The sequence below is a fragment of the Janibacter melonis genome (assembly GCF_003721155.3).
GTDB classification, from domain to species: Bacteria; Actinomycetota; Actinomycetes; order Actinomycetales; family Dermatophilaceae; genus Marihabitans; species Marihabitans melonis.
Genome location: NZ_CP044548.2, coordinates 3167760 through 3190768, shown reverse-complemented (window position 1 = coordinate 3190768; position 23009 = coordinate 3167760). Strand labels below are relative to the sequence as shown.

The following is a 23009-nucleotide window of genomic DNA, read 5'->3' as shown; positions in this document are numbered from 1 at the left end:
GGTCGGGCGGGTCAGTCGTCGCCGATGCCGCGCGCGTGGAGGGCTTCGCCGGTCGCGTGCGCGTCGGCGACGACCCGGACGACGAAGGGGGTGAGCCGGGCGCGCAGGTCGCGCTCGAGACCGCGGGCGAGGGCGGCGTCGCGGGTCTCGTGGGCCAGGTCGACGGTCGCGGGGACCGCCCGGAGCACGAGCGAGCAGGCCAGGGCGACCCGCTCGGCGTCGACGCCGAGCGGGCGAAGGGGGCGCAGCACCCGGACGAGGGTGTCGAGCATCGCGTCGACGGGGGTGGTCGTCGTGAGGACCCCGGCGAGGACGACGAGGGCGAGCAGGTCGCCGACCGTCTCGACCGCGCGCGGCCACCCGGACTGCACGACGAGCCAGCCACCGAGCAGCACGGCGACGAGGACGAGGCCCCGCAGGCTGCGCCCGAGCTCGCGCAGCGGGGTGCGCGCGAGCACGGCGAGGGCCAGCGCGACCACGAGCGTGACCACCGCGAGCTGCCAGCTGCGCACGACCGCGAGGACGAGGCTGACGACGACCAGGGCGAGCAGCTTCGCGCCCGCCGGGGTCCGGTGGAGCACGGTCCGGCCCGGGCGGTGCGCCCCGAGGAGCAGAGTGCTCACGCGGTGCGCCGGTAGTGCTCGACGACCTCGGCCGCCTCGCCGTCGGCGGCGACCCGCCCGTCGCGCACGAGCAGGGCGCGGTCGCAGCGCGCGGCGAGCTCGAGGTCGTGGGTGACGAGCAGCAGCTGCTGCGGCAGGCCGAGGAGCACCTCGGCGACGTGCCGGGCGTTGCCGAGGTCGAGCAGGGTCGTCGGCTCGTCGGCCACGAGCACGTCGGGCCGGGTCGCCAGGACGCTGGCCAGGGCGAGCAGCTGGGCCTGGCCCCCGGAGAGGGCGTGGACGCTGCGGTCGTGCAGGTCCTCGAGACCGAAGCCGCGCAGCGCCTCGCGCGCCGCCTCGGCCCGGGCGTGCTTGTCGCGGTGCGAGCGGCGCAGCGACAGGGCGACGTCCTCCCCCGCCGTCGGCATGACGAGCTGGGCCCGCGGGTCGGTGAAGGCGAAGGCCACCCGGCGCCTCACCTCGCGGCCGTGCTCGGCGACGTCGAGGTCGTCGACGCGCACGGTGCCGCTGCTCGCGGGGACGAGACCGTTGACGAGCCGCGCCATCGTCGACTTGCCGGCGCCGTTGGGCCCGACGAGCGCTACCCGGCGCTCGGCGAGCACCACGCTCGTGTCGTGCAGCGCGACGATCTCGCCGTCGGCGGTCGTGCGCCGCACGCTCACCCCGTCGAGGGTGATGCGGGCCATCAGGCGCCGCGGCGCAGCAGCGCCGGGAAGGCGCGGTGCACGGCGGCCGCGACGAGCGCCGTCGCGACGAGCTTGACGAGGTCGCCGGGCACGAAGACGACGTCGACGGCGGCGGCGGCCGACCAGGAGAGGTCCGCGCGCAGGTGCAGCCCGACGATGCCGAGGACGTGGAGGACGACGAGGGCGGGGATCCCCGCGGCGGCGACGAGGACCGGCTGGGTCGCGCGCCCGCGACGGGCGAGGCGCTCGACAAGCAGACCGCAGGTCGCGACGGCGAGGACCATGCCGACGAGGTAACCGCCGGTGGGCCCGGCGAAGACCCCCAGCCCCGCCTTGCCGCCCGCGAAGACCGGCATGCCGATCGCGCCGACGGCCATCCACAGCAGGACGGCGAGGACACCGCGCCGGGCCCCGAGCACGGCACCGGCGAGCAGGACCCCGAAGGTCTGCAGGGTGATCGGCGCGAAGGTCGAGACGTTGATCGCCGGGAGGATCGAGCACACCGCGACGAGCGCGGCGAAGGAGGCGACGAGCGCCAGGTCGACGGTGGTGGAGCGCGCCTGCACCGGCGACTTCGAGAGGGTGGTCATCATCTGCCTGTCGGTTGGCTGAACGGCGTTCAGTCGGGGGTGAACGGCGTTCAGGCTAGAGTCACCGGAGCGCGGCGTCAACGCGGCGCGCACCCGCCCGCGACCCATCCGAAGGGGGACCCGTGCCCGGAGCGACCCGACGCCCGGTCCGCCGACGTGCCGATGTCGTCGCCGCGGCGCTGGACCTCCTGGCCCGGGTCGGGCTGCCCGATCTCACGATGCGCGCTCTCGGCGCCGAGCTCGGGGTGCAGCAGAGCGCGATCTACCACCACGTCGAGAGCAAGCAGGCCCTCCTCGGAGCCGTCGCGGACGAGATCCTCGCCCGCGGTCCACGTCGGCGCCCACGCGCTGACGACGGACCGCTCGACGCCCTGCGGCTGCGCTGCGAGGACGTCCGGGCGGCGGTGCTCGCCTACCCCGACGGCGCCGACGTCGTCATGAGCATGTGGGCCTTCGGCCTGGGTGGGCGCTCCCCGGTCGCCGAGGTCGACGCGCTGCTCGAGTCCGCGGGGGTGCCGCCCGAGCACGTGACGACCGCGGGGCGCACGGTGCTGCACTTCGTCTACGGGCACGCCTACGACGAGCAGTCCCGAGCCCAGGCGGCCCGCGCCGGCATCGTCACGGCCGACACCCCCGCCGACTTCGCCACCGGCCTGGGCATCGTCCTCGCCGGGGTGCGGGCGCTGGCCGAGGACGGCCGACCGGGCGGGTCTCAGCCGGGCTGATCGCCCTCGTCGCCCTCGACGGGACGGGCCTCGTGACCGGCCTTCCCGTGGGTGCGCCGGTCCTCCTTCATCTCCGCCTCGAAGAGGTGTCGCCGGCCACCGACGAGCTCCTCGCGCAGCTCGCGCTCGACCCGGCGGAAGGTCTCGTAGTAGCCGTCGTCGTACTCCTCGACGATCTGGAAGCTCCAGCGCCCGTGGAGCACGTTGCGCCCGACCATCTCGCGCTCGACCCGGTCGGCGAGCTCGCCATGACCGGCCTCGCGCAGCGCGTCCACCCCTTCGCCGAGGGTGAGGTCGGCCGTGCCGCTCATCCGGTGGAAGGTGTAGAGGTGGCCGCGAGCCACCTCGACGGCCTCGAGCGCCTCGGAGATCTTGCCCAGGGCCGAGACCGTCGCGTCGTCGACGCCCTCCGGCCGCTCGTGCTGCGGGTCGGGGCGGTCCTCGGCGCTCGTCATAGCACCAACCTAGGCGTGCGCGACCTCTCCGAGCAGGCCTCGGCGCCGGGCTTCTGCACGCAGCCGCTCGCACGCCTCGTCATCGGCGCTGTCGAAGAAGGCACCGACGACGTCCTCGAGGTGACCGAGGTCGTGGGCGGCGAAGAGGACCGGCTGATAGGCCGTGATGTCGTAGTTCAGCGTGCCCATGTCGGCGAGGTCGAGCTCGCGGATCTCCATGTGCGCGTACTCGTCCATCTCGCCGTAGCTCGACAGGATCCCGGCGCCGTAGGCCTTGAGGTCGCCGTCCTCGTGCATGACCCCGAACTCCATGGAGAACCAGAAGACGTCGGCGACGAGCTTCGCCGCGGTCTCGCTCTCCATGCGCGTCAGTGCCGCGCCGGCCGCCTGCGTGATCGCGGCGAAGCGGGGGCTGGCGAGCTGGTTCCCGTGACCGATGACCTCGTGGATGATGTCCGGCTCGGGCGTGTAGAGCGGGCGGCTCGCGTGCCGCAGGTACTGCGTCGAGCTGAAGGTGCTCCGACCGAGGTCTCCGTAGAAGTCGCGCAGCGGCACCAGACCGGGGGCGGCGATGTAGGACCAGCCGGTGAGCGGCTCGAGTCGCTCCCCCACCTCGTGCAGCTGGGGCACGTGGTCGGTCGGCAGGCCGAGGGCGGACTTCGCCGAGAGGTACTCGGAGTGCGCGTGATGCTCGTGCTTCGCGGCGAGCTCGGCGCTCACGACGCGCCAGATCTCGTGCTCGGCGTCGGTGTAGTCGATGGTGGGCAGCGGCGCACCGCCGGCCCGGTCCCAGGTGAGCGCGGCGGCGGCGATCTCGCCACGGCGCCGCAGGTACTCGGGGTCGTCCTTGCCCGGGTGCGAGTCGGCGAGGTGGACCTCGACGCTCCCGTCGTCGTGCATCGTCACGGGCGAGTACAGCTGGCCGTCCTCGAACATCGCAGTCCTCCTCGCCGGTCACGCCGTCGTGACCTCATCGGTGGGGTGCACCGTGCCACTCCTGGACGATCTGCGCGAGTGTGCGCGAGATCGGTGGTCAGGTTGACCAGGGTGGGGCGAAGGGGGAGCCATCGCGGCTGGTCACGGTGACCAGGCCGGGCGGCGTGCGCGCCCGGACGCGCGCGGACCCGCCGCAGGTCCTGCCTGCGACGGGTCCGGGCGTGGTCGCGTGCCGGCTACCACGCAGTACTGGTCGTGATCACGACCAGTACTGCGCCGTAGCTCGCGCTCTGCGACCTCAGACGTGCACGGCGAGCACCGGCACGGTCGCGTCGAGCAGGATGCGCTGCGAGACGCTGCCGAGGACGAGCTTGCCGACGGGGGTGCGCCGGCGCAGGCCGATGACGACGAGCTCGGCCTCGAGCTCGCGAGCACGGTCGACGACGATGTCGGCCGGGTCGCCCGAGAGGTCGCGCTCGATCTCGTGCTCCACCCCGGCCTCGGCGAGCCGGGCGTCGAGAAGCGGCGCGTCGCTGTCGGAGAGGTAGCGCGGGTCGACGAGGGCCTCCCCCTTCGTCGCGTTGACGACGACGAGGCGGGCCGAGCGCAGCCCGGCCTCCTCGATGCCTCGCTCGAGGGCGGCCTCGCCCTGCTCGTTGGGGGTGTAGGCGACGACGATGGTGGGCATGGGGCCTCCTCAGGCCTCGGTGGTCGGACGACGACGGCGGCTGAGCACGACGGGGATGACGAGCAGCAGCGCGATGGCGATGTAGACGACGACCGCGACGGGCTCGCCGACGAGCGTCCCCCAGTCGCCACCGCTCAGCTGCAGCGACTTGCGCAGCTCGAGCTCGAGGCGGGGGCCGAGGATGACGCCGATGATGAGCGGCAGCACGGGCAGCCCGAAGCGGCGCATGAGCAGCCCGAGCAGACCGAAGACGAGCAGCAGCGCGAGGTCGAAGGCCTGGAGGTTGACCGCGTATGCGCCGAGCGAGGCGAAGAAGAGGATCCCCGCGTAGAGGTAGGGCCGGGGGGTGCGCAGCAGCTTCGCCCACACCGGCGCGAGCGGCAGGTTGAGCACGAGCAGCATCGTGTTGGCGATGAAGAGCGAGGCGATGAGGCCCCAGATGAGCGTCGGGTTCGAGGTGAAGAGCCCCGGCCCCGGCTCGATGCCGTAGCTCTCGAGGGAGCCGAGCATGATCGCCGCGGTCGCGTTGACCGGCAGGCCGATCGCGAGCATCGGGACGAGCGTGCCCGCCGCCGACGCGTTGTTCGCGGCCTCGGGGCCGGCGACGCCCTCGATGGCGCCCTTGCCGAACTCCTCCGGGTGCTTCGAGAGCTTGCGCTCGGTGATGTAGGACAGCAGCGTCGGCACCTCGGCGCCACCGGCGGGCAGCGCGCCGAAGGGGAATCCGAAGGCGGTGCCGCGCAGCCACGGCCTCCACGAGCGCGCCCAGTCGCTGCGCGCCATCCAGGGACGCCCGACGGGGATGATCTCGGCCGGCGCCCGGCGCAGGTTGGCCGCGACCCAGAGCATCTCGCCGACGGCGAAGATCGCCACCGCGACGACGACGATGTCGATGCCGTCGCTCAGCAGGGGCAGGCCGAGGGTCATGCGCGACTGGCCGGTGAGCTTGTCGACACCGACGAGCCCGATCGACAGACCAAGGAAGAGCGAGGTCATCCCGCGCAGCTTGCTCGCGCCGAGCACCGAGGTCACGGCGACCATCGCGAGCACCATGAGCGCGAAGTACGAGGGCGAGCCGAGGTTGACCGCGACCCGGGCGATGAAGGGCGCGCACAGGACGATGAGCAGGGTGCCGATCGTGCCGGCGAGGAAGGAGCCGATCGCGGCGGTCGCCAGGGCCTGGGCGGCGCGGCCGGCCTTGGCCATCTTGTTGCCCTCGATCGCGGTGATGACCGAGCTCGACTCACCGGGGGTGTTGAGCAGGATCGAGGTCGTCGAGCCGCCGTACATGCCGCCGTAGTAGATGCCGGCGAACATGATGAGCGCGCTCTCCGGCGCGACGGAGTAGGTGACCGGCAGGAGCAGCGCGATCGACATGGCCGGGCCGATGCCCGGGAGCACGCCGACGGCGGTGCCGAGGAGCACGCCGATGGCGGCGTACATGAGGTTCTGGGGCGTCAGCGCGGTGCTGAAGCCGTCCATGAGCAGGTTGAGGGTGTCCATGCGGCGTCCTGTCAGAGGATCCCGTCGAGCACACCGGGGGGAAGCGGCACCCCGAGCCCGACGTAGAAGGCGTACCAGGAGCCGACCGACAGGACGGCTCCGATGGCGAGGTCACGCACCGGCGTGCGGGACCCGATGATCCACGCACCGCCGGCGAAGAGCAGGGCGCCGGTGATGGCCCAGCCCAGGAAGTCGATGAGCAGGACGTTGAGTGCGACGAGGGCGACGAGCTGGACGACCGTCGGCCAGTGCGCACCGCCCTCGAGGTCGACGTCCTCACCGGCCTCCTCCTCGCCGCGCTCGCCGCGCAGGATCGAGACCGTGTAGAGGGCGGCGAGCACGAGCAGGCCGATCCCCACGAAGAGGGCGAAGAAGCGCGGGCCGAGGGGGTCTCCCCCTTCGAAGCCGGCGACGACGTCCCAGGTGCTGATGATCATGTACAGACCGAGGACGACGAGCACCGCCACGACGACGAGCTGGCCGAGGTCACGCTCCCCCGTCCGCGCGGGCTGCTCGGACGTCGTCGTGACGTCCGCCGGGTCGTTCGTGCTCATACCAGCCCCAGCTCCTTGAGGGTCGTCTCGACGCGGGTGTCCTGCTCCTGCAGGAAGGTGCCGAAGTCGTCGCCAGTGACGAACCGGTCGGTCCACTGACGCAGCTTGAGCACCTCGCCCCAGGCGGGCTCGTCATGCATCGTCGTGAGCAGCTCGATGAACTCCGCCTGGCGGTCGGCGGGCAGCCCGGGCGGGCCGATGATGCCGCGCCAGTTGGTGAACTCGAGGTCGATGTCGCTCTGCTTGAGGGTCGGGGCGTCGAGACCCTCGACGGCCTTCGCGCCGGAGACGGCGAGGACGCGCAGCTGCCCCTCCTCGACCTCCTTGTCGAACTCGGTCGCGCCGGAGGCCGCGATGTCGACCTTGCCGCCGAGCAGCGCCGGGAGCATGTCGCCGCCGCCGTCGTAAGGGGTGTAGCTCACCTGGCGGGCGGGGATGTCCAGCGCCTGGGCGAGCTGCATCGGGAAGAGGTGGTCCGGGCCACCCGGCGAGGAGCCGCCGCCGACGCTGACCTTGCCCGGGTCCTTCGTCCACGCCGTGACGAGGTCGTCGATGGTGGCGAAGGGGGAGTCCGCCGGCACGTAGATGGCCTCGGCGTCCTCGATGAGCTGGGCGATGGGGGTGGCGCGACCGACGGTCGCGTCGGACTTGTTCGTCCGCACCGCACCGACGACCCCGAGGCCCATCGTCATCATGAGGTCGGTGGCCTCGGCGTTGTTGATGAGCTGGGCCATCGCCACGGTGCCGGAGGCACCGGTGACGTTGAAGACCTCGAAGCGCGCGGTGAGATCGGCGTCCTCCAGGGTCTTCACCGCTGCGCGACCGGTCTCGTCGTACCCGCCTCCGGGCTTGTTGGGGATCATCATCCGCAGCCGCTCGGGGCCGCCCTCCTCGCGACGGGTGACCCCGCACGCCGCGAGCGGCGCAGCGAGTCCTGCAAGCAGGAGGCTGCGTCGCGCTATCTGTCCAGGCATGCGGGACATGGTGCACCACAGGGTGACCCGCGTCACCTCGAGTCCACGCCAGTGGCAACCCCCCGGTCACATGGTCGAGATGTGCCTGCAGAGGCCCCCCCTGCCCGGCGGTCTGGGCCGCTGGGCGCGCCGGGCGGTCCGCCCGTCGCCCGGGGCCGAGACCGTGTTGTGCGCTCGCCGGGAGGCGCGGCAGGGTGAGGCCAGCACACTGACGCCGTGCCGACCGGGCACGGGACTCAACGAGGAGGACACGTGTCGGACAGCTACGCACCGAGCGCAGAGCTCACCGCGCAGGCCAACGGGCAGGCGGACCTGTTCGATCAGGCCGAGGCCGACTTCGAGGGCTTCTGGGCCGCGCAGGCCCGCGAGCGGATCACCTGGTCGAAGGACTTCGACCAGACCCTGGACTGGAGCGGCGCCCCCTTCGCGAAGTGGTTCGTCGGCGGCGAGCTCAACGCCTCCGTCAACTGCGTCGACCGGCACGTCGACGCGGGCAACGGCGAGCGGGTGGCCATCCACTTCGAGGGCGAAGGGGGAGACACCCGCACTATCACCTACGCCGACCTCCAGCGCGAGGTGGCCAAGACCGCCAACGCCCTCGTCGAGCTCGGCGTCGGCACCGGTGACCGGGTCGCGATCTACCTCCCGATGATCCCCGAGGCCGTCTTCGCGATGCTCGCCTGCGCGCGTCTCGGCGCCCCGCACTCGGTCGTCTTCGGCGGCTTCTCCGCCGAGGCCCTGCACACCCGCATCGCCGACGCCGACGCCCGCGTCGTCATCACCGCCGACGGCCAGTTCCGCCGCGGCAAGCCCGCTCCCCTCAAGGCCGCGGTCGACGCCGCGATCGACCACGGCGACGACGAGAGCCCGGTCGAGAAGGTCCTCGTCGTCCAGCGCACGAAGGGCGACGTCGAGTGGACCGAGGGCCGCGACGTGTGGTGGCACGAGCTCGTCGAGCGCCAGGCCGACACCCACGAGGCGCAGGCCTTCGACTCCGAGCACCCGCTCTTCATCCTCTACACCTCGGGCACGACCGGGAAGCCGAAGGGCATCTTCCACACGACCGGTGGCTACCTCACCCAGGCGGCGTACACGAACTCCGTCGTCCACGACCTGCACCCGGAGACCGACGTCTACTGGTGCACCGCGGACATCGGCTGGGTCACCGGCCACAGCTACATCGTCTACGGCCCACTCGCCAACGGCGCGACCCAGGTCATCTACGAGGGCACCCCGGACACCCCGCACCAGGGCCGCTGGTGGGAGATCGTGCAGAAGTACGGCGTCTCGATCCTCTACACGGCGCCGACGGCGATCCGCACCTTCATGAAGTGGGGCGACGACATCCCCGCGACGTACGACCTGTCCTCGCTGCGCGTCCTCGGCTCGGTCGGCGAGCCGATCAACCCCGAGGCCTGGCGCTGGTACCGCGAGCACATCGGCGGCGGCTCGGCCCCGATCGTCGACACGTGGTGGCAGACCGAGACGGGCGCGATCATGATCAGCCCGCTGCCGGGCGTCACCTCGCTCGAGCCCGGCTCGGCGCAGCGCCCGATCCCCGGCATCAGCGCCGAGATCCTCGACGACGAGGGCAAGCCCTTCACCGAGCCCGAGAAGGTCGGCTACCTCGTGCTCACCAAGCCGTGGCCGTCGATGCTGCGCGGCATCTGGGGTGACGAGGAGCGCTACAAGGAGACGTACTGGAGCCGCTTCGGCCCGAAGTACTACTTCGCCGGCGACGGCGCGAAGTACGACGAGGACGGCAACATCTGGCTGCTCGGCCGCGTCGACGACGTCATGAACGTCTCCGGCCACCGCCTCTCGACGGCCGAGATCGAGTCGGCGCTCGTCTCCCACCCCGCGGTCGCCGAGGCGGCGGTCGTCGGTGCCAACGACGAGACGACCGGCCAGGCTCCCGTCGCCTTCGTCATCCTGCGCGGCGACGCCGCGCAGCGCGCGGAGGAGGAGGGCGACGCCCTCGTGCAGGAGCTGCGCAACCACGTCGGCAAGGAGATCGGCCCGATCGCCAAGCCGCGCCAGGTCCTCGTCGTGCCGGAGCTGCCCAAGACCCGCTCGGGCAAGATCATGCGCCGCCTGCTCAAGGACGTCGCCGAGAACCGTGAGGTCGGCGACGTGACGACCCTCGCCGACTCCTCGGTCATGGGCCAGATCCAGGACGGCCTGAAGAAGTAGCCTCGCCGAGGTATGGCAGAAGGCCCCGATCCGGCGACGGATCGGGGCCTTCTGCCATACCTCGCGGGTGCTCGGGGGCGGGTCAGGACGGGTGGGCCTCGGGCCCCTCCGGCGCGCTCTCGTCGTCGGCGTGCTCGGAGTACGAGGTCTCGGCCCGGGTGGGCTGGTCCTCGCCCGGACCCGGCTGCGGCGGCTGGGGTGCCTCCGTGTCGTCGGCGTGCTCGGAGTAGGCGGTCTCGTGCTGCTCGGGGCGCTCGCTCATGGGGCTCTCCTGCCGTCGGTGGGTGGTCTCGTCAGTCAACCACCGCCCGTGCGGGGTGGTCCGTGCGAGCAGCCGCCGAACCCTGGGTGAACTCCTCGGTGCCCGGGGGCGAAGGGGTGGCGCCTCCCCCTTCGCGCCCGGGAGCATGAGTGCCATGAGCGGCCCTGTCCCTCGGTACGGAGATCAGCACGCCCCCCTGGCGATCGCGCACCGCGGGGGCGCCGCGCTGGCCCCCGAGAACACCCTCGCCGCCTTCGGCCGCTCCGTCGTGCTCGGCGTGCGCTACCTCGAGACCGACGTGCGGCTCACCGCCGACGGCGAGCTCATGTGCTTCCACGACGAGGGCCTGCAGCGCGTGACGACCGGCTCCGGCCCCTTCGCCCAGCGCACCCGCGCGGAGCTCGACGCGGTGCTCGTCCGCGGCGCCGACGGCACCCTGGCCCCCATCCCCTCGCTGGCCGAGGCCCTCGAGACCTTCCCCGAGGCGTGCTTCACCGTCGACCTCAAGGACCGCGCGGCGATCGCGCCGATGGCGCGGCTGCTGCGGCGCGAGGACTACGGGCGGCGCGTGTGCGTCGCCGGCGCCTGGGACGGCTGGCTCGAGCTGCTGCGCTCGCAGGCGCCGCACGTGCAGACCGCGCTCGGGTGGCGCTCGCTGACGACGCTCATCTCGACGAGCCGCGCGGGCGCCCCGGTCCCCGCCCGGCTCGTCCAGGGACGCTTCGCCCACGTGCCGCTCCACCTCGGCCGGGTGCCCGTGCATTCCGCCGCCCTCGTGCGCCGCGCCGCCCGCCTCGGGGTGCGGGTCGTCGTGTGGACCGTCGACGACCCCGCGCAGATGCACCACCTGCTCGACATGGGTGTCGACGGGCTCATCAGCGACCGCCCGGACGTGCTCAGCGAGGTGATGATCGAGCGCGGGTCGTGGCCGGGAGAAGGCCGGATCGGCTGGCCCGACGAGGTGGGGGCTCGCGGGTAGGGTTGCGCCGAAGACAGGACGGACCCCGGTCCGTCGCACGCACGACCTCACGCCAGGAGAGAGCCTTGGGCACCCTCGACCGCATGGACCACGACCGCCAGGAGACCATCGACCGCTCGGCGCGTCGACTCGTCGGCGAGCCCGCCCCCGGTGAGGGCGAGCGCACCGTCGGCCAGCTCGTCGCCGACGTCAGCCACGACGTCTCCGCCATCGTGCGCAACGAGATCCAGCTCGCGAAGTCGGAGGTCACCGCCGGCCTGAAGATCGGCGGCAAGGGCGCCGGTCTGCTCGGCGCGGCGGCCTTCATCGGACTGCTCGGCCTGATCTTCCTCTTCCACACCATCGCCCAGGTCATCGCGATCTGGCTGCCGGTGTGGGCGGGCTACCTCATCACCACCGCGCTGCTCTTCGTCGTCGCCGGGGTCCTCGGCCTCGTCGGCTACAAGACGGTGACCAAGGCCAAGCCGGTGCCGAAGAAGGCGATCCGCAACGCCCAGGAGACCGTCGAGGCGATCAAGCCGGGGCGCTGAGCACGCCCGACTCCCAGGCGGCTCTCGTCGAGGGTCCCTGGGAGCACCGCTTCGTCGCCGCCAACGGCGCGCGCTTCCACCTCGCCGTCGCCGGGCGCGGGCCCCTCGTGCTGCTCCTGCACGGCTTCCCGCAGTTCTGGTGGGCCTGGCGCGCGCAGATCCCGGCGCTGGCGCAGGCCGGGTACCGCGTCGCCGCGCTCGACCTGCGCGGCTTCGGCGCCTCCGACAAGCCCCCCGGCGGGTACGACCCGCTCACCGTGTGCGACGACGTCGCGGCCGTCATCCGCTCTCTCGGGGCGTCGGAGGCGGTCGTCGTCGGTCACGGTCTCGGCGGCAGCATGGCCTGGTCGATGCCGGGCATGCACCCCCGCGTCACCACCGCCGTCGCCTCCCTCGGCATGCCCCACCCAGCGGTCTTCCGGGCCGCCGCGTGGCGGATCGGTCGTCACCGCCAGGCGACGATCTACGCCCGGGCGCTCGGCTCCCCCTTCGCCCCCGACCGGTGGATCTCGGGCACCCGGACCGTCGAGCAGCACCTGCGCCAGTGGTCCGGTCCGCAGCAGGACTGGCTCGACGACGAGGTGGTCTCCCGGTGCGCCGAGATGATGACCCTGCCCTTCGTCGAGCACGCCGCCGACGAGTACCACTCGTGGATGGTGCGCTCACGGGTCACGCCGAACGGCTGGCGCTACATGCACCGCATCAAGGCGCCGATCACCGTGCCGGTGCTCTCGGTGCACGGGCAGGAGGACCCCGCGGTCCTGCCCTCGCTCGCCAACGACAGCGCCCGCTTCGTGCGCGGGCCGCTGCAGCTCGTCACCGTGCCGGGCGCGGGGCACTTCGTGCACGAGGAGCGGCCCGCCGAGCTGACCGCCACCCTGCTGTCCTGGCTGGCCACGGTGCGCCCGCCCGAGCCCGCCTGACCCCGAGCCCGTCTGAGCCCGAGGTCCCGGGCCTCGGATCAGGTCAGGCGCGGCGCTCGACAAAGGGGCGCAGGTACTTCCACGGCAGCGGGCGCACGACCTCGGCGTCCCAGTCACGGGTCTGCCGGCCAGCCGTGAGGAGCATGTCGAGCAGGTGCGCGGTGAAGCCCCACACGTAGAGGTCGTGCACGCCGAATCCGAAGCCCTCGTACTCGTCGCCGACCCGGACGGTGAAGCGGTTGTCCGGGTCGACGAGGTCGGCGACGGCGACGCGCTCGATGCTCGCGACCTCGACCGGGGACGCGACGTGCAGCTCGTGCGGCTCGCGCCACCAGGCCAGCACCGGGGTCACGGAGTTGCGGCTCGGCGTGAGGTAGAGCGGGGGCAGGGTGCCGACGACGTCGACGCTCGCGGGGTCGAGGCCGACCTCCTCCTGCGCCTCGCGGATGGCCGCCGTCGGGGCGTCCTCGCCGGGGTCGACCTGCCCGCCAGGGAAGGAGACCTGGCTCGCGTGCGACCGCAGCTCGGCGGAGCGCTCGGTGAGGACGACCTCGACGACCGGGTCGTCGGGGTCGCTGCCGGGGCGCGGGCCGAGGAGCATGAGGACCGCCGAGCTGCGGCCGGGGTCGTCCGGCGGGGCGAAGCGGGTGAACCACTCGGGCAGGTCGTCCAGGATGCTCGGGACGATCTGCTCGACCCATGCGGGGGGCCGGCTCATGCGTCCTTCTTCGGGGCGAGCTCGTACTTGAGCAGCTTCTCCGCCTTCGCCGGGTCGGTCTCGCCGTCGCCGTAGGACGGGCAGATGCGCGCGACGGGGCAGGCCCCGCACGCGGGCTTGCGGGCGTGGCAGGTGCGCCGGCCGTGGAAGATGAGGACGTGGCTGAGCATCGTCCAGTCGCGCCGGGGGAAGATCGCGCCGATCTCCTGCTCGACGACGACGGGGTCGCTCTCGTCGGTCCAGCCCAGCCGCCGGGCGACCCGGCCGAAGTGGGTGTCGACGGTGATGCCCGGCACCCCGAAGGCGTTGCCGAGCACGACGTTGGCGGTCTTGCGCCCCACGCCCGGGAGCTTGACCAGCTCGTCGAGCCGCCCGGGCACCTCACCGCCGTGGTCGGCGACGAGCGCCTGGCCCAGACCGATGACGGAGCGCGTCTTGGCCCGGTAGAAGCCGGTCGGGCGCAGGATCTCCTCCATCTCCTCCGGGACGGCCGCGGCGAGGTCGGCGGCGGTCGGGTAGCGACGGAAGAGCACCGGCGTCACCTTGTTGACCCCGACGTCCGTCGTCTGCGCCGAGAGGATCGTCGCGACGAGCAGCTGGAGCGGCGTCTCGAAGTCGAGCTCGCAGTGGGCGTAGGGGTATCGGTCGTGGAGCAGGCGGTACCCCTTGCGCGCGCGGCGGGTCCGGGCGAGGGGCGTCTCGAGGGGCGCAGACACATCTCGCACACTACGGGCCGCCACCGACGGTGCATGGCACACTGCCCGGTGTGGACCTCGAAGCAGTGCGACGCGCCCCTCTCTTCGCGACCCTCGACGACGAGGCAGCCCGCGAGATCATGTCCTCGATGGACGCGTTCCGGATGGAGCGCGGCGACGTCCTCTTCCACGAGGGCGATCAGGGCGATCGGCTCTACGTCATCACCGAGGGCAAGATCAAGCTCGGCTGCACGAGCACCGACGGCCGCGAGAACCTCCTGGCGATCCTCGGCCCCGGCGAGATGTTCGGCGAGCTCAGCCTCTTCGACCCCGGCCCCCGCACCGCGACGGCCACGGCGGTCGCCGAGACCCAGCTCATCGGTCTCGGCAACGACCAGCTGCGCCAGCTGCTCGGCAACCACCCGCGCATCGCGGTGACCCTGCTCGCCGCGCTCGCCCGCCGGCTGCGCCGCACGAACGAGAACCTCGCCGACCTCGTCTTCACCGACGTGCCCGGCCGCGTGGCCAAGGCGCTGCTCGAGCTGAGCCAGCGCTTCGGCCGCCCCGTCGAGGAGGGCGTCATGGTCGCCCACGACCTCACCCAGGAGGAGCTCGCCCAGCTCGTCGGCGCCTCCCGCGAGACGGTCAACAAGGCCCTCGCAGACTTCGCCTCCCGCGGCTGGCTGCGTCTCGAGGCCCGCGCCGTCCTCCTCCAGGACGTCGAGCGCCTCAAGCGTCGCGCCCGCTGATCGGTCGTCCCTCGCTGGTCGAGGTGCGACGAGTCCTTCGCTGGTCGAGGTGCGACGAAGGAGCCTCGAGACCACGTCGCCCGCTCGCACCCCTTCGCCACCCCCGCTGACGCCCCCTTCGTGACCGAAGGGGGTGGGGTCCGGCGAGCCCGAGCGGGGCGAAGGGGATCAGCCCTGCGCTACCGCCCCTGCAGGTAGGCGAGCTGAGCCAGCACCGACATCCGCGCGGCGGGCCACACGGACCGGTCGACGTCGGCGTAGACCCGCTCGACGACCGCGTCGGCGCCGTCCGCCCCGTCGGCGAGCGCCGCCCGCACCTGGTCGAGCCGCTCGGCGCGGTGCACCCGGTAGAAGTCGACCATCGCCGACGCGTCGGGCACCGTGGGCCCGTGCCCGGGCAGGATCGAGGTCACCGCTCCCCCGCCGGTGAGCGCGGCGATCCGCTCGAGCGAGCCGAGGTAGGCCTCGAGCTCGCCGTCGGGGTGCGCGACGACGGTGGTGCCCCGGCCGAGCACCGTGTCGCCGGTGAGCAGCGCATGATCGGCCGCGAGGGCGAAGGACACCGAGTCCGAGGTGTGCCCGGGGGTGGCGACGACGCGCAGCTCGACACCACCGGCGTCGAGGACGTCTCCGTCGGCGAGGTCGTCGTGCCCTCTCCCGACCGCCCGGACCCCCGCTCCGGTGAGACGGGCGAGCCGCGGCGCCCCCTCGCTGTGGTCGTGGTGGCCGTGCGTGAGCACGACCTGCGTGATCCGGGCACCGAGCGCGGCGACGTGGTCGACGACGCGCTGCTGGTGGGCCGCGTCGTCCTCACCGGGGTCGACGACGAGCGCACTGCTCGACCCGGGCGCCATGACGACCCAGGTGTTCGTGCCGTCGAGAGTCATCGGCCCGGGGTTGCCCTGCAGCAGGCAGTACGCGTGCGGGCTCACCTGGCCGCCCGCCCACTGCCCGAAGGGGGCAGAGGGCTGCGGCGCGGTGGCGCTCACGGCAGCTCGGCGCGCATGACGGTCCCGGCGCCGGTGTCGACAAGCACGGGCATGACCGGCGCGATCGCCGGCCGCTCCTCCAGCGCGCGCGAGACCGAGCCCGCGGCCTGCAGCTGCTCGAGGCACACGATCGTCGGCGGCATGAGCCGGGCATCGCCCGCCTCGGCGGCGGCGAGGACGTCCTGCGGTCGCACCCACTCGGCGCGGTCGGCCTCGGTCGTCTCGCCGTCGGGCTCCTGCCCGGGCGGCACCTCGGCGACGAAGAAGCGGGTGTCGTAGCGACGGGGCTCGATCTCGGGCGTGATCCAGTGCGCGCGGTAGCCGAGCAGGTCTGAGCGCAGCCGCAGACCGGCCCCGCCGAGCAGCTCGGCGAAGCTCAGCTCGCGCCCGACGAGGGCCTGGCGGGCCCGGGCCGCCGCGTCGGTGCCGCCGAGCAGCTCGACCGGGTCGGACCCCTCGTCGTCACCGGCGAGGAGCACGCCCGTCTCCTCGAAGACCTCGCGCGCCGCGGCCGCGACGAGGGCGCGCACCTCGTCGGGCGGGCAGTCCATCGTGCGGGCCCAGTCGTCGACGTCCGGGCCGGCCCACGGGAGGTCGTCCGTCGCGTCGCGCCGATCGACCCCGCCCCCGGGGAAGACGTGCATCGACGGCGCGAAGGCCATCGTGCTCACCCGCCGCAGCATGAAGACCTCGAGCCCGTGCGCGCCGTCGCGCAGGAGCATGACGGTCGCGGCCTGGCGCACCGGGGCCGGGTCGAGGGGCACCTCGAGCAGCTCGCGACCCGCGGCGAAGGGGAAGTCCCGGGTCGTCATCGACGGCTCACGAGATGCGCACGCAGACCTCGACCTCGACGCTGGCGCCGAGCGGGAGCACGGCGACCCCGACCGCCGACCGGGCGTGCCGCCCGGCGTCGCCGAAGACCTCGGCGAGCAGGTCGCTCGCGCCGTTGACGACCCCTGGCTGCCCGGTGAAGCCGGGATCGCTCGAGACGAAGCCGACGACCTTGACGACCTGCTGCACCCGGTCGAGGTCGACGACCGAGGCGACGGCGGCGATGGCGTTGATCGCGCACGTGCGCGCCATCTCCTGCGCCGCGGCCGGGCTGACCAGCCCGGCGCCCTCGCCGACCTGACCGGTCTGCGGCAGCTCGCCGCCGACGACGGGCAGCTGGCCGGAGGTGTAGACGTGGTCGCCGCTGATGACGGCGGGCTGGTAGGAGCCGGCGGGCGTCGCCGCCTCGGGCAGGTCGATGCCGAGCTCGGCGAGACGGTCGGCGACCCGACCCATCACTGGCCCTTGGGTCGCTTGAGGTAGGCCACGAGACCGTTGCCGTCGGGGCCGGCGACGACCTGGACGAGCTCCCAGCCGTCCTCGCCCCACTGGTCGAGGATCTGCTTGGTGGCATGGATCATGAGCGGCACGGTCGCGTACTCCCACTGGGTCATGCCGCCACCCTAGCGACGCCCTCGCGCCGTCTACGCTGCGGAGGTGCCCTCGAGACCGCAGCGACCTCAGGTCGGCCTGCACGTCGTCACCGGCAAGGGGGGCACCGGCAAGTCGACGACCGCCGCAGCCCTCGCTCTCGCCCTGGCGAAGGGGGGTCGTCGGGTCCTCGCGGTCGAGGTCGAGGGGCGCGACGCCCTGGCCCGCCTGCTCGACGTGCCGCCCGGCGAGGGCGAACGTCCGGCGCTGACGACCGGCGCCGGCGGGTCGGTGCACGTCCTCGACGTCGACGCCCGCACCGCGCTGCACGACTACCTCCGCCTCAAGGTGCGGGTGCCCGGAGCCGCGCGGGTGCTCACCGCGGTCGGGGCGGTCGACTTCGCGACCGCGGTCGCCCCCGGCGTCCGCGACGTGCTCGTCCTCGGCGCGATCCACGAGGCGGCCGGGCGCGAGTTGGCGGGTCGCGACGGCCCCCACTACGACGTCGTCGTCCTCGACGCCCCGCCGACCGGCCGCGTCGCACGCTTCCTCGGCGCACCGGGGCAGACCACCGTCATGGTGCGCAGCGGCCCGGTGCGGCGGCAGGCCGAGCGCGTGCTCTCCTGGCTGCGCGGCCCGGGCACGCAGGTGCACCTCGTCGCCCTGCTCGAGGAGCTGCCCGTGCAGGAGAGCCTCGAGTCCGGCGCCGAGCTCGCCGCCGCGGGCTGGCCGCTCGGCTCGGTGCTCGTCTCCCGCTGGCAGGACCCGGCCCTCGACGACGCAGGACGAGCCGCCGCCCGGTCCGACGCGGCCGTGGGCCAGCTCGCCGACGACCTCTCCCGAGCAGGTCTCGACCTCGGGACGGGCGCGGTGAGCGCCCTGCACCGCGAGCTGCTCGACCGCGTCGAGCGCGACGAGGACCGGGCCGCGCTGCGCGCCCGGCTCGACGACCTCGGGCGCGAGGTGATCCCCCTTCGTCATCTCGGTGAGGAGGTCGAGCGCGACGACCTCGACCGGCTGGCCGACGACCTCGAGGGGCTGACGTGAGCGGACCCCTCGGCGACGTCCTCGAGGACCCGTCGGTGCGCGTCGTCGTGTGCTGCGGGGCCGGCGGCGTCGGCAAGACGACGACCGCCGCCGCCCTCGGCGTCCGGGCGGCGCGGCAGGGACGTCGGGTCGTCGTGCTGACCATCGACCCCTCGCGACGGCTCGCCCAGGCCCTCGGCGCCGACCCCTCGAGCAGCGAGCCGCACCCGGTCGCCGGGCTCGTGGGCGACGGCTCCCCCGGCAGCCTCGACGTGCTCGTGCTCGACATGCGCCGGACCTTCGACGACCTCGTGCGCCAGCACGCGGGACCTCACCGTGCCGCCGCGATCCTCGGCCACCCCCTCTACGAGAGCCTGTCGACCTCGCTCGCCGGCACGCAGGAGTACATGGCCGTCGAGCGCATCGGTCAGCTGCGCGAGGAGATGACGCGTACCGGGCGCTGGGACCTGCTTGTCGTCGACACCCCGCCGTCGCGCTCCGCGCTGGAGTTCCTCGACGCGCCCGCGCGGCTCGGCCGCTTCCTCGACGGCCGGTTGCTGCGGGTGCTGTCCGCCCCCGCGCGAGCCGGCGGCCGTCTCGGCCGGAAGGTCGCCGGGCAGGGCGTCGCGCTCGGACGCGGGGTGGTCTCCGCGGTGCTCGGCCCCTCGCTCGTCGGTGACGTGCAGACCCTGCTCGGTGCGCTGGACACGGTCCTCGGCGGCTTCCGCGAGCGCGCCGACGCGACGTACGCGGCGCTGACCTCGCCGACGACCGCCTGGGTGGTCGTCGGGGCACCCGACGACGCCTCCGTCGTCGAGAGCCGCCGCCTGCTCGCCCGGCTGGCCGACGACGAGGTGCGACCGCGGGCTCTCGTCGTCAACCGGGTCGTGCGGGCCACCTCGACGGTGGGCACCGGAGAGGCGCTCGCCGCCGCTGACGCGGTCGAGACCGATCTGGGCCGGGCCGCCCTCGCGGTCCACGTGGAGCGGACCCGGAGGGCGCGGCGCCACGCGAGCGTCCTGCGCACGCTGCGAGACCTCGTCGCGGACGAGCAGGTGCCGGTCGTCGTCGTCCCCGACTCCCCCCACGACGCAGATGACGTCCAGGCCCTCGACGAGCTCGCTCACCACCTGGTGCGCTGACCCGTCGGGGTCCTGGACGTCATCGGAGCCGGTCGATCACCGGCTGACGGCGGCCCCCCGAGCTGCGCTCTGGAAGAGGTCGGACCAGCTGGCCACATCCGGGCGACGACGCAGCAGCGCGCGGCGCTCCCGCTCCGTCATCCCGCCCCAGACACCGAACTCGGTCCGGTTGTCCAGAGCATCCGCCAGGCACTCCGCCACGACGGGGCATCCCCGGCACGTGAGCTTGGCGGCCCGCTGGTCCTTGCCCTGGACGAAGAGAGCGTCGGGGTCCATCCCCCGGCACCGACCCTCCTTCGCCCAGTCGTCGGTCCAGCTCATCGTTCGCTGCGCTGCGACGGTCATCCCCACTCCTTGACTTCACACTGGCTCTTACTCCCCGGTACGAGCCGGATTCATGGTAGGCACCGGAACGGTCCGAGATACATGGCCCGAAAGGACTACTTCTTGACCATTTCTTGACCAAACCTGAACCAACGCCTAACTGAGCCGCCGACGGCCGTCCTCCGCGGACCCCGACGGGCCGCTTCGTCAGCCTCCCTGGCGCTCTCAGGGGGCGCCGTTACCCTGGAGGACATGTCGCGATCTGCCATGCCCAACCTCGTCCGGCTGCTCGGGGCCTTCGTCGCCGTCGCGGTGGGCATGGGGCTCATCAGCGCCGGGCTGCTCATGCCCTTCGCCGGCGCGTCCGGCAGCGCCGCACGCGGCACCGTCGGGGCCTTCGAGGACCTCGACGGCGAGTTCACCGCGATCTCACTGGCGCAGCAGTCGAAGATCTACTCGGCCGACGGCAAGGTCCTGGCGACGCCCTACGACGCCAACCGGATCATCGTCCCGATGAGCAAGATCAGCAAGAACATGATCAACGCCCAGCTGGCGATCGAGGACAGCCGCTTCTACGAGCACGGCGGGATCGACCTGCGCGGCACCAGCCGCGCCTTCTTCTCCAACATCTCCAGCGGAGCCACCCAGGGTGGCTCGTCGATCACCCAGCAGTACGTGAAGATCATGCTGCAGGAGAAGGCGATCCGCGAGGACGACCAGGAGGCGGCGAAGGAAGCGGTCGAGCAGACCTACAGCCGCAAGCTGCAGGAGATGAAGTACGCCCTCGACGTCGAGAAGACGCACACGAAGGGCCAGATCCTCAACAACTACCTCAACCTCGTCTACTACGGCGACCAGGCCTACGGCGTCGAGGCCGCCGCCCGGCACTTCTTCTCGACCTCCGCGCGCAAGCTCACCGTCGGCGAGGCCGCGACCCTCGCCGGGGTCGTGCAGTCGCCGAGCCGGCTGAACATCCGGACCAACCCCAAGGAGGTCCAGGAGCGCCGCGACCTCGTCCTGGACCGCATGCTGTCGCTCGGCGACATCACCCCGGGCCAGCACAAGAAGTACACGAAGCAGAAGGTCTCGGACATGCTCCGGATCAAGGAGAGCGAGGGCGGCACCTGCACCAAGGCCGTCGACCCGTACTTCTGCAACTACGTCATGGAGTACCTCAAGACGATGCCGGAGCTCGGGCCCGACCCCGACGCCCGGCTCCAGGCGGTCAACACCGGTGGTCTGAAGATCAAGACCACGCTGCGCCGTGACTGGCAGAAGAAGATGCACGAGGAGCTGACGAAGAAGGTCCCCAACGGCGACCCGAAGGTCGGCGCCGGCGCCGCGATGGTCGAGCCCGGCACGGGCAAGGTGCGCGCCATCGCGCAGACCTCGCGCTACAAGGTCGGCCTCGACCGGGCGACGACGACCTACTCCGAGCAGGCCTGGACCTACCCCACCCGCTACGGCGGCACCAACGGCTTCGCCATCGGCTCGACGGCGAAGATGTACGTCCTCGCCGCGGCCCTGGCCAACGGCAAGCCGATGAACGGCACCGTCAACGCCCCCACCGCGGCCCCGGGCAACCAGCACGCGTTCCCCAAGACCGCGTTCAACCCCGGCTGCACCGTCGGCGAGCCCACCTGGAAGGTGCAGAACGACTTCCTCACCGGTGGCGTCATGACCCTGCGCAAGGCCACCGCGCAGTCCATCAACACCGCCTTCGCCCAGCTCGCCTCCGACATCGGCTCATGCAAGATCCCCGGCGTCATGGCCAAGATGGGCCTGTCCGACGGCAACGGCCAGACCTACGGGCTGTCGATCGACTACTCCACGGGCAAGAAGATCAAGGACGACTACGCGATCTCGAACATCGTCCTCGGCTCGGACTCGACCTCGCCCCTGCAGCTCGCCTCGAGCTACGCCACCCTGGCCGCCGACGGCATGTACTGCCCTCCGACGCCGATCGAGTCGATCACCAAGGCCAACGGCAAGCAGATCAAGATCAAGCCCCCGAAGTGCACCCGGGCCCTCGAGACCGGCGTCGCCCGGGGCGTGACGCACCTCCTGCGCGGCACCCTCGAGGACCAGGGCGGCACCGCGGCCACCCAGCGCCTGGCCGACGGCCGCGTCGCGGCGGGCAAGACGGGCACGACGGAGAACCACGGCGAGTCCTGGTTCGCCGGGTACACCCCGCAGCTCGCGACCGCCGTCTGGGTCGGCACGCCGCTGGGCGACGGCCCGAACATGGAGATGGACAACATCACCATCGGCGGCCAGTACTACCCCAGCGTCTTCGGCGGCACCATCGCCGCACCGCTGTGGAAGCAGATCATGGACGACGCCAGCGCGGAGATGCCCAAGAAGGCCTTCCAGGCCCCCAGCGGCAAGGTCGTCGACGGCGACTACGTCGACATCCCCTCGGTCATCGGCAAGACCCCGGCCGAGGCCGACTCCATCCTCAAGGGCGCCGGCTTCGACCCGCGCAACGCCGGCGTCACCTCCAGCACCGCACCGGCCGGGACCGTCGCGAGCACCTCGCCCTCGGGCAAGGCGATCAAGGGCGGCCTCGTCGAGTACTACGTCTCCAACGGCGTCGCACCGGTGACCGCGCCCCCGGCGCCCACCCAGACCCAGGCGGCTCCCCCGAGCACAACCACCCAGGCCCAGGCGGCCCCGCCCTCGCCGACCTCCACGTCGACGAGCGCGGCGCCCACCCGCACGAAGGGGCCGGAGAACCCCAAGACGAACGGCAAGCCCAAGAACACCGGCGACAAGCCCAAGAAGAACGACGGCTGAGCCCAGCCGACCGACGAAGGGGGTGACCCACCAGCTGGTGGGTCACCCCCTTCGTCGTGCTCGGGCGATCAGGAGCCGAGGCGCGCCTTGACCATCGCGGCGACGGCACCGCCCTCGGCCCGCCCGGCGACCTCGCCCTGGGCGACCTTCATGACCTGACCCATCTGGGCCATGCCCGTCGCACCCGTCGAGGCGATCGCGCGGTCGACGATCGCGGCGAGGGCGGCGTCGTCGAGCTGCTCGGGCAGGTAGCCCTGGAGCACCTCGAGCTCGGCGTCCTCCTTCGCGGCGAGCTCGGGGCGACCGGCGTCGGTGTAGGCGCTGGACGCCTCGCGGCGCTTCTTGGCCTCCTTGGCCACGACCTTGAGCGTCTCGTCCTCGGAGAGCGTGCGGGCGGTGTCGCCCGAGACCTCCTCGGTGGTGATCGCGGCGAGGACCATGCGCAGCGTCGAGGAGCGCACCTGGTCGCGCTGACGCATCGAGTCGTGCAGGTCGTGCTGGATCGTGGCCTTGAGCGTGTCGGTCAT

At 72.6% G+C, this 23009-nt stretch carries 27 protein-coding genes; 9 read left to right on the top strand and 18 right to left on the bottom strand.

What is annotated here, in order from left to right:
- Positions 1-11 precede the first annotated feature (11 nt).
- From EEW87_RS15350 to EEW87_RS15340, 3 genes are read right to left on the bottom strand one after another with little or no spacing between them, the layout of a single operon-like run.
- Positions 12-623: a CbiQ family ECF transporter T component gene (locus EEW87_RS15350; RefSeq protein ID WP_224766761.1), complete on the bottom strand. Its 612-nt coding sequence runs from the start codon at positions 621-623 to the stop codon at positions 12-14.
- Positions 620-1309 (bottom strand): energy-coupling factor ABC transporter ATP-binding protein, encoded by a 690-nt coding sequence (locus tag EEW87_RS15345; RefSeq protein ID WP_123091346.1) that lies wholly within the window; start codon positions 1307-1309, stop codon positions 620-622. The genes EEW87_RS15350 and EEW87_RS15345 overlap by 4 nt, the downstream gene beginning before the upstream one ends.
- Complete coding sequence (locus tag EEW87_RS15340; RefSeq protein ID WP_123091347.1) at positions 1309-1902, bottom strand: biotin transporter BioY; 594 nt, start codon at positions 1900-1902, stop codon at positions 1309-1311. Before EEW87_RS15340 ends, EEW87_RS15345 begins: the two co-directional genes overlap by 1 nt.
- 119 nt (positions 1903-2021) lie before the next feature.
- Here EEW87_RS15340 and EEW87_RS15335 point away from each other — a divergent pair, with 119 nt between their 5' ends.
- On the top strand, positions 2022-2624 hold the full coding sequence (locus EEW87_RS15335; protein ID WP_240341616.1) for a TetR family transcriptional regulator: 603 nt from the start codon (positions 2022-2024) through the stop codon (positions 2622-2624).
- Here the strand turns inward: EEW87_RS15335 and EEW87_RS15330 are convergent.
- The 6 genes from EEW87_RS15330 to EEW87_RS15305 all read right to left on the bottom strand — a co-directional run bounded on the left by EEW87_RS15330 (position 2612) and on the right by EEW87_RS15305 (position 7734).
- The gene (locus EEW87_RS15330; RefSeq protein ID WP_123091348.1) at positions 2612-3079 is read right to left on the bottom strand and encodes a hypothetical protein; all 468 of its coding nucleotides are present in this window, start codon (positions 3077-3079) and stop codon (positions 2612-2614) included. The genes EEW87_RS15335 and EEW87_RS15330 overlap by 13 nt on opposite strands.
- A 9-nt stretch (positions 3080-3088) precedes the next feature.
- Positions 3089-4015, bottom strand: coding sequence for a phenylalanine 4-monooxygenase (locus EEW87_RS15325; protein ID WP_123091349.1), 927 nt, complete (start codon positions 4013-4015; stop codon positions 3089-3091).
- Between the two features lie 298 nt (positions 4016-4313).
- Positions 4314-4703 (bottom strand): universal stress protein, encoded by a 390-nt coding sequence (locus EEW87_RS15320; RefSeq protein ID WP_123091350.1) that lies wholly within the window; start codon positions 4701-4703, stop codon positions 4314-4316.
- Between the two features lie 9 nt (positions 4704-4712).
- Entirely contained in the window at positions 4713-6206 is a 1494-nt protein-coding gene (locus EEW87_RS15315; RefSeq protein ID WP_123091351.1) for a tripartite tricarboxylate transporter permease, read from the bottom strand.
- Positions 6207-6217: 11 nt separating this feature from the next.
- Entirely contained in the window at positions 6218-6760 is a 543-nt protein-coding gene (locus EEW87_RS15310; protein ID WP_123091352.1) for a tripartite tricarboxylate transporter TctB family protein, read from the bottom strand.
- The gene (locus EEW87_RS15305; RefSeq protein ID WP_123091579.1) at positions 6757-7734 is read right to left on the bottom strand and encodes a Bug family tripartite tricarboxylate transporter substrate binding protein; all 978 of its coding nucleotides are present in this window, start codon (positions 7732-7734) and stop codon (positions 6757-6759) included. Before EEW87_RS15305 ends, EEW87_RS15310 begins: the two co-directional genes overlap by 4 nt.
- A 252-nt stretch (positions 7735-7986) precedes the next feature.
- On the opposite strand from EEW87_RS15305, the gene acs reads away from it, so the two are divergent.
- On the top strand, positions 7987-9927 hold the full coding sequence (gene acs, locus EEW87_RS15300; RefSeq protein WP_123091353.1) for an acetate--CoA ligase: 1941 nt from the start codon (positions 7987-7989) through the stop codon (positions 9925-9927).
- A gap of 82 nt (positions 9928-10009) precedes the next feature.
- Here the strand turns inward: acs and EEW87_RS15295 are convergent, their stop codons facing one another.
- Complete coding sequence (locus EEW87_RS15295) at positions 10010-10189, bottom strand: hypothetical protein (protein ID WP_123091354.1); 180 nt, start codon at positions 10187-10189, stop codon at positions 10010-10012.
- Positions 10190-10343: 154 nt separating this feature from the next.
- Between EEW87_RS15295 and EEW87_RS15290 the strand changes: the two genes are divergently transcribed.
- From EEW87_RS15290 to EEW87_RS15280, 3 genes are all read left to right on the top strand, one after another.
- A complete protein-coding gene (locus EEW87_RS15290) occupies positions 10344-11168 on the top strand; it encodes a glycerophosphodiester phosphodiesterase family protein (RefSeq protein WP_123091355.1) in 825 nt (274 codons plus the stop codon).
- A gap of 83 nt (positions 11169-11251) precedes the next feature.
- Complete coding sequence (locus EEW87_RS15285; protein ID WP_123091580.1) at positions 11252-11698, top strand: phage holin family protein; 447 nt, start codon at positions 11252-11254, stop codon at positions 11696-11698.
- Between the two features lie 107 nt (positions 11699-11805).
- Positions 11806-12621, top strand: coding sequence for an alpha/beta fold hydrolase (locus tag EEW87_RS15280; protein WP_236571928.1), 816 nt, complete (start codon positions 11806-11808; stop codon positions 12619-12621).
- A gap of 43 nt (positions 12622-12664) precedes the next feature.
- On the opposite strand, the gene EEW87_RS15275 is transcribed toward EEW87_RS15280, so the two are convergent.
- A complete protein-coding gene (locus EEW87_RS15275) occupies positions 12665-13339 on the bottom strand; it encodes an NUDIX hydrolase (protein ID WP_123091356.1) in 675 nt (224 codons plus the stop codon).
- Positions 13336-14055, bottom strand: coding sequence for an endonuclease III (gene nth / locus EEW87_RS15270; RefSeq protein ID WP_224766759.1), 720 nt, complete (start codon positions 14053-14055; stop codon positions 13336-13338). Before nth ends, EEW87_RS15275 begins: the two co-directional genes overlap by 4 nt.
- Before the next feature lie 50 nt (positions 14056-14105).
- On the opposite strand from nth, the gene EEW87_RS15265 reads away from it, so the two are divergent.
- Positions 14106-14783, top strand: a complete 678-nt coding sequence (locus EEW87_RS15265) for a Crp/Fnr family transcriptional regulator (RefSeq protein ID WP_068272886.1) — start codon at positions 14106-14108, stop codon at positions 14781-14783.
- A gap of 179 nt (positions 14784-14962) precedes the next feature.
- Here the strand turns inward: EEW87_RS15265 and EEW87_RS15260 are convergent, their stop codons facing one another.
- From EEW87_RS15260 to EEW87_RS15245, 4 genes are read right to left on the bottom strand one after another with little or no spacing between them, the layout of a single operon-like run.
- Positions 14963-15772 (bottom strand): MBL fold metallo-hydrolase, encoded by an 810-nt coding sequence (locus EEW87_RS15260; RefSeq protein WP_396326580.1) that lies wholly within the window; start codon positions 15770-15772, stop codon positions 14963-14965.
- Positions 15769-16584 carry an NUDIX hydrolase gene (locus EEW87_RS15255; RefSeq protein ID WP_123091358.1) on the bottom strand — a complete coding sequence of 272 codons (816 nt, stop codon included), beginning with the start codon at positions 16582-16584 and terminating at the stop codon, positions 15769-15771. Before EEW87_RS15255 ends, EEW87_RS15260 begins: the two co-directional genes overlap by 4 nt.
- Positions 16585-16591: 7 nt before the next feature.
- Positions 16592-17059, bottom strand: a complete 468-nt coding sequence (locus EEW87_RS15250) for a RidA family protein (protein WP_068272880.1) — start codon at positions 17057-17059, stop codon at positions 16592-16594.
- Complete coding sequence (locus tag EEW87_RS15245) at positions 17059-17217, bottom strand: Sp36 family protein (protein ID WP_123091359.1); 159 nt, start codon at positions 17215-17217, stop codon at positions 17059-17061. The genes EEW87_RS15250 and EEW87_RS15245 overlap by 1 nt, the downstream gene beginning before the upstream one ends.
- A 43-nt stretch (positions 17218-17260) precedes the next feature.
- Here EEW87_RS15245 and EEW87_RS15240 point away from each other — a divergent pair, with 43 nt between their 5' ends.
- A complete protein-coding gene (locus tag EEW87_RS15240; protein WP_123091360.1) occupies positions 17261-18241 on the top strand; it encodes an ArsA-related P-loop ATPase in 981 nt (326 codons plus the stop codon).
- Positions 18238-19362, top strand: coding sequence for an ArsA family ATPase (locus tag EEW87_RS15235; protein WP_123091361.1), 1125 nt, complete (start codon positions 18238-18240; stop codon positions 19360-19362). The genes EEW87_RS15240 and EEW87_RS15235 overlap by 4 nt, the downstream gene beginning before the upstream one ends.
- 36 nt (positions 19363-19398) lie before the next feature.
- On the opposite strand, the gene EEW87_RS15230 is transcribed toward EEW87_RS15235, so the two are convergent.
- Entirely contained in the window at positions 19399-19707 is a 309-nt protein-coding gene (locus EEW87_RS15230; protein WP_083968493.1) for a WhiB family transcriptional regulator, read from the bottom strand.
- A gap of 231 nt (positions 19708-19938) precedes the next feature.
- Between EEW87_RS15230 and EEW87_RS15225 the strand changes: the two genes are divergently transcribed.
- Positions 19939-22482, top strand: a complete 2544-nt coding sequence (locus EEW87_RS15225) for a transglycosylase domain-containing protein (RefSeq protein WP_224766758.1) — start codon at positions 19939-19941, stop codon at positions 22480-22482.
- Between the two features lie 68 nt (positions 22483-22550).
- Here the strand turns inward: EEW87_RS15225 and EEW87_RS15220 are convergent, their stop codons facing one another.
- Positions 22551-23009 carry a GatB/YqeY domain-containing protein gene (locus tag EEW87_RS15220; protein WP_123091363.1) on the bottom strand — a complete coding sequence of 153 codons (459 nt, stop codon included), beginning with the start codon at positions 23007-23009 and terminating at the stop codon, positions 22551-22553.

Bases quoted from the DNA above. Each gene is read 5' to 3' on its own strand.
- EEW87_RS15345 (WP_123091346.1), bottom strand. From the start codon at position 1,309: ATGGCCCGCATCACCCTCGACGGGGTGAGCGTGCGGCGCACGACCGCC.
- EEW87_RS15340 (WP_123091347.1), bottom strand. From the start codon at position 1,902: ATGATGACCACCCTCTCGAAGTCGCCGGTGCAGGCGCGCTCCACCACC.
- EEW87_RS15330 (WP_123091348.1), bottom strand. From the start codon at position 3,079: ATGACGAGCGCCGAGGACCGCCCCGACCCGCAGCACGAGCGGCCGGAG.
- EEW87_RS15325 (WP_123091349.1), bottom strand. From the start codon at position 4,015: ATGTTCGAGGACGGCCAGCTGTACTCGCCCGTGACGATGCACGACGAC.
- EEW87_RS15320 (WP_123091350.1), bottom strand. From the start codon at position 4,703: ATGCCCACCATCGTCGTCGCCTACACCCCCAACGAGCAGGGCGAGGCC.
- EEW87_RS15315 (WP_123091351.1), bottom strand. From the start codon at position 6,206: ATGGACACCCTCAACCTGCTCATGGACGGCTTCAGCACCGCGCTGACG.
- EEW87_RS15310 (WP_123091352.1), bottom strand. From the start codon at position 6,760: ATGAGCACGAACGACCCGGCGGACGTCACGACGACGTCCGAGCAGCCC.
- EEW87_RS15305 (WP_123091579.1), bottom strand. From the start codon at position 7,734: ATGCCTGGACAGATAGCGCGACGCAGCCTCCTGCTTGCAGGACTCGCT.
- EEW87_RS15295 (WP_123091354.1), bottom strand. From the start codon at position 10,189: ATGAGCGAGCGCCCCGAGCAGCACGAGACCGCCTACTCCGAGCACGCC.
- EEW87_RS15290 (WP_123091355.1), top strand. From the start codon at position 10,344: ATGAGCGGCCCTGTCCCTCGGTACGGAGATCAGCACGCCCCCCTGGCG.
- EEW87_RS15285 (WP_123091580.1), top strand. From the start codon at position 11,252: ATGGACCACGACCGCCAGGAGACCATCGACCGCTCGGCGCGTCGACTC.
- EEW87_RS15275 (WP_123091356.1), bottom strand. From the start codon at position 13,339: ATGAGCCGGCCCCCCGCATGGGTCGAGCAGATCGTCCCGAGCATCCTG.
- EEW87_RS15255 (WP_123091358.1), bottom strand. From the start codon at position 16,584: ATGACGACCCGGGACTTCCCCTTCGCCGCGGGTCGCGAGCTGCTCGAG.
- EEW87_RS15250 (WP_068272880.1), bottom strand. From the start codon at position 17,059: ATGGGTCGGGTCGCCGACCGTCTCGCCGAGCTCGGCATCGACCTGCCC.
- EEW87_RS15245 (WP_123091359.1), bottom strand. From the start codon at position 17,217: ATGACCCAGTGGGAGTACGCGACCGTGCCGCTCATGATCCATGCCACC.
- EEW87_RS15230 (WP_083968493.1), bottom strand. From the start codon at position 19,707: ATGACCGTCGCAGCGCAGCGAACGATGAGCTGGACCGACGACTGGGCG.
- EEW87_RS15225 (WP_224766758.1), top strand. From the start codon at position 19,939: ATGTCGCGATCTGCCATGCCCAACCTCGTCCGGCTGCTCGGGGCCTTC.
- EEW87_RS15220 (WP_123091363.1), bottom strand. From the start codon at position 23,009: ATGACCGACACGCTCAAGGCCACGATCCAGCACGACCTGCACGACTCG.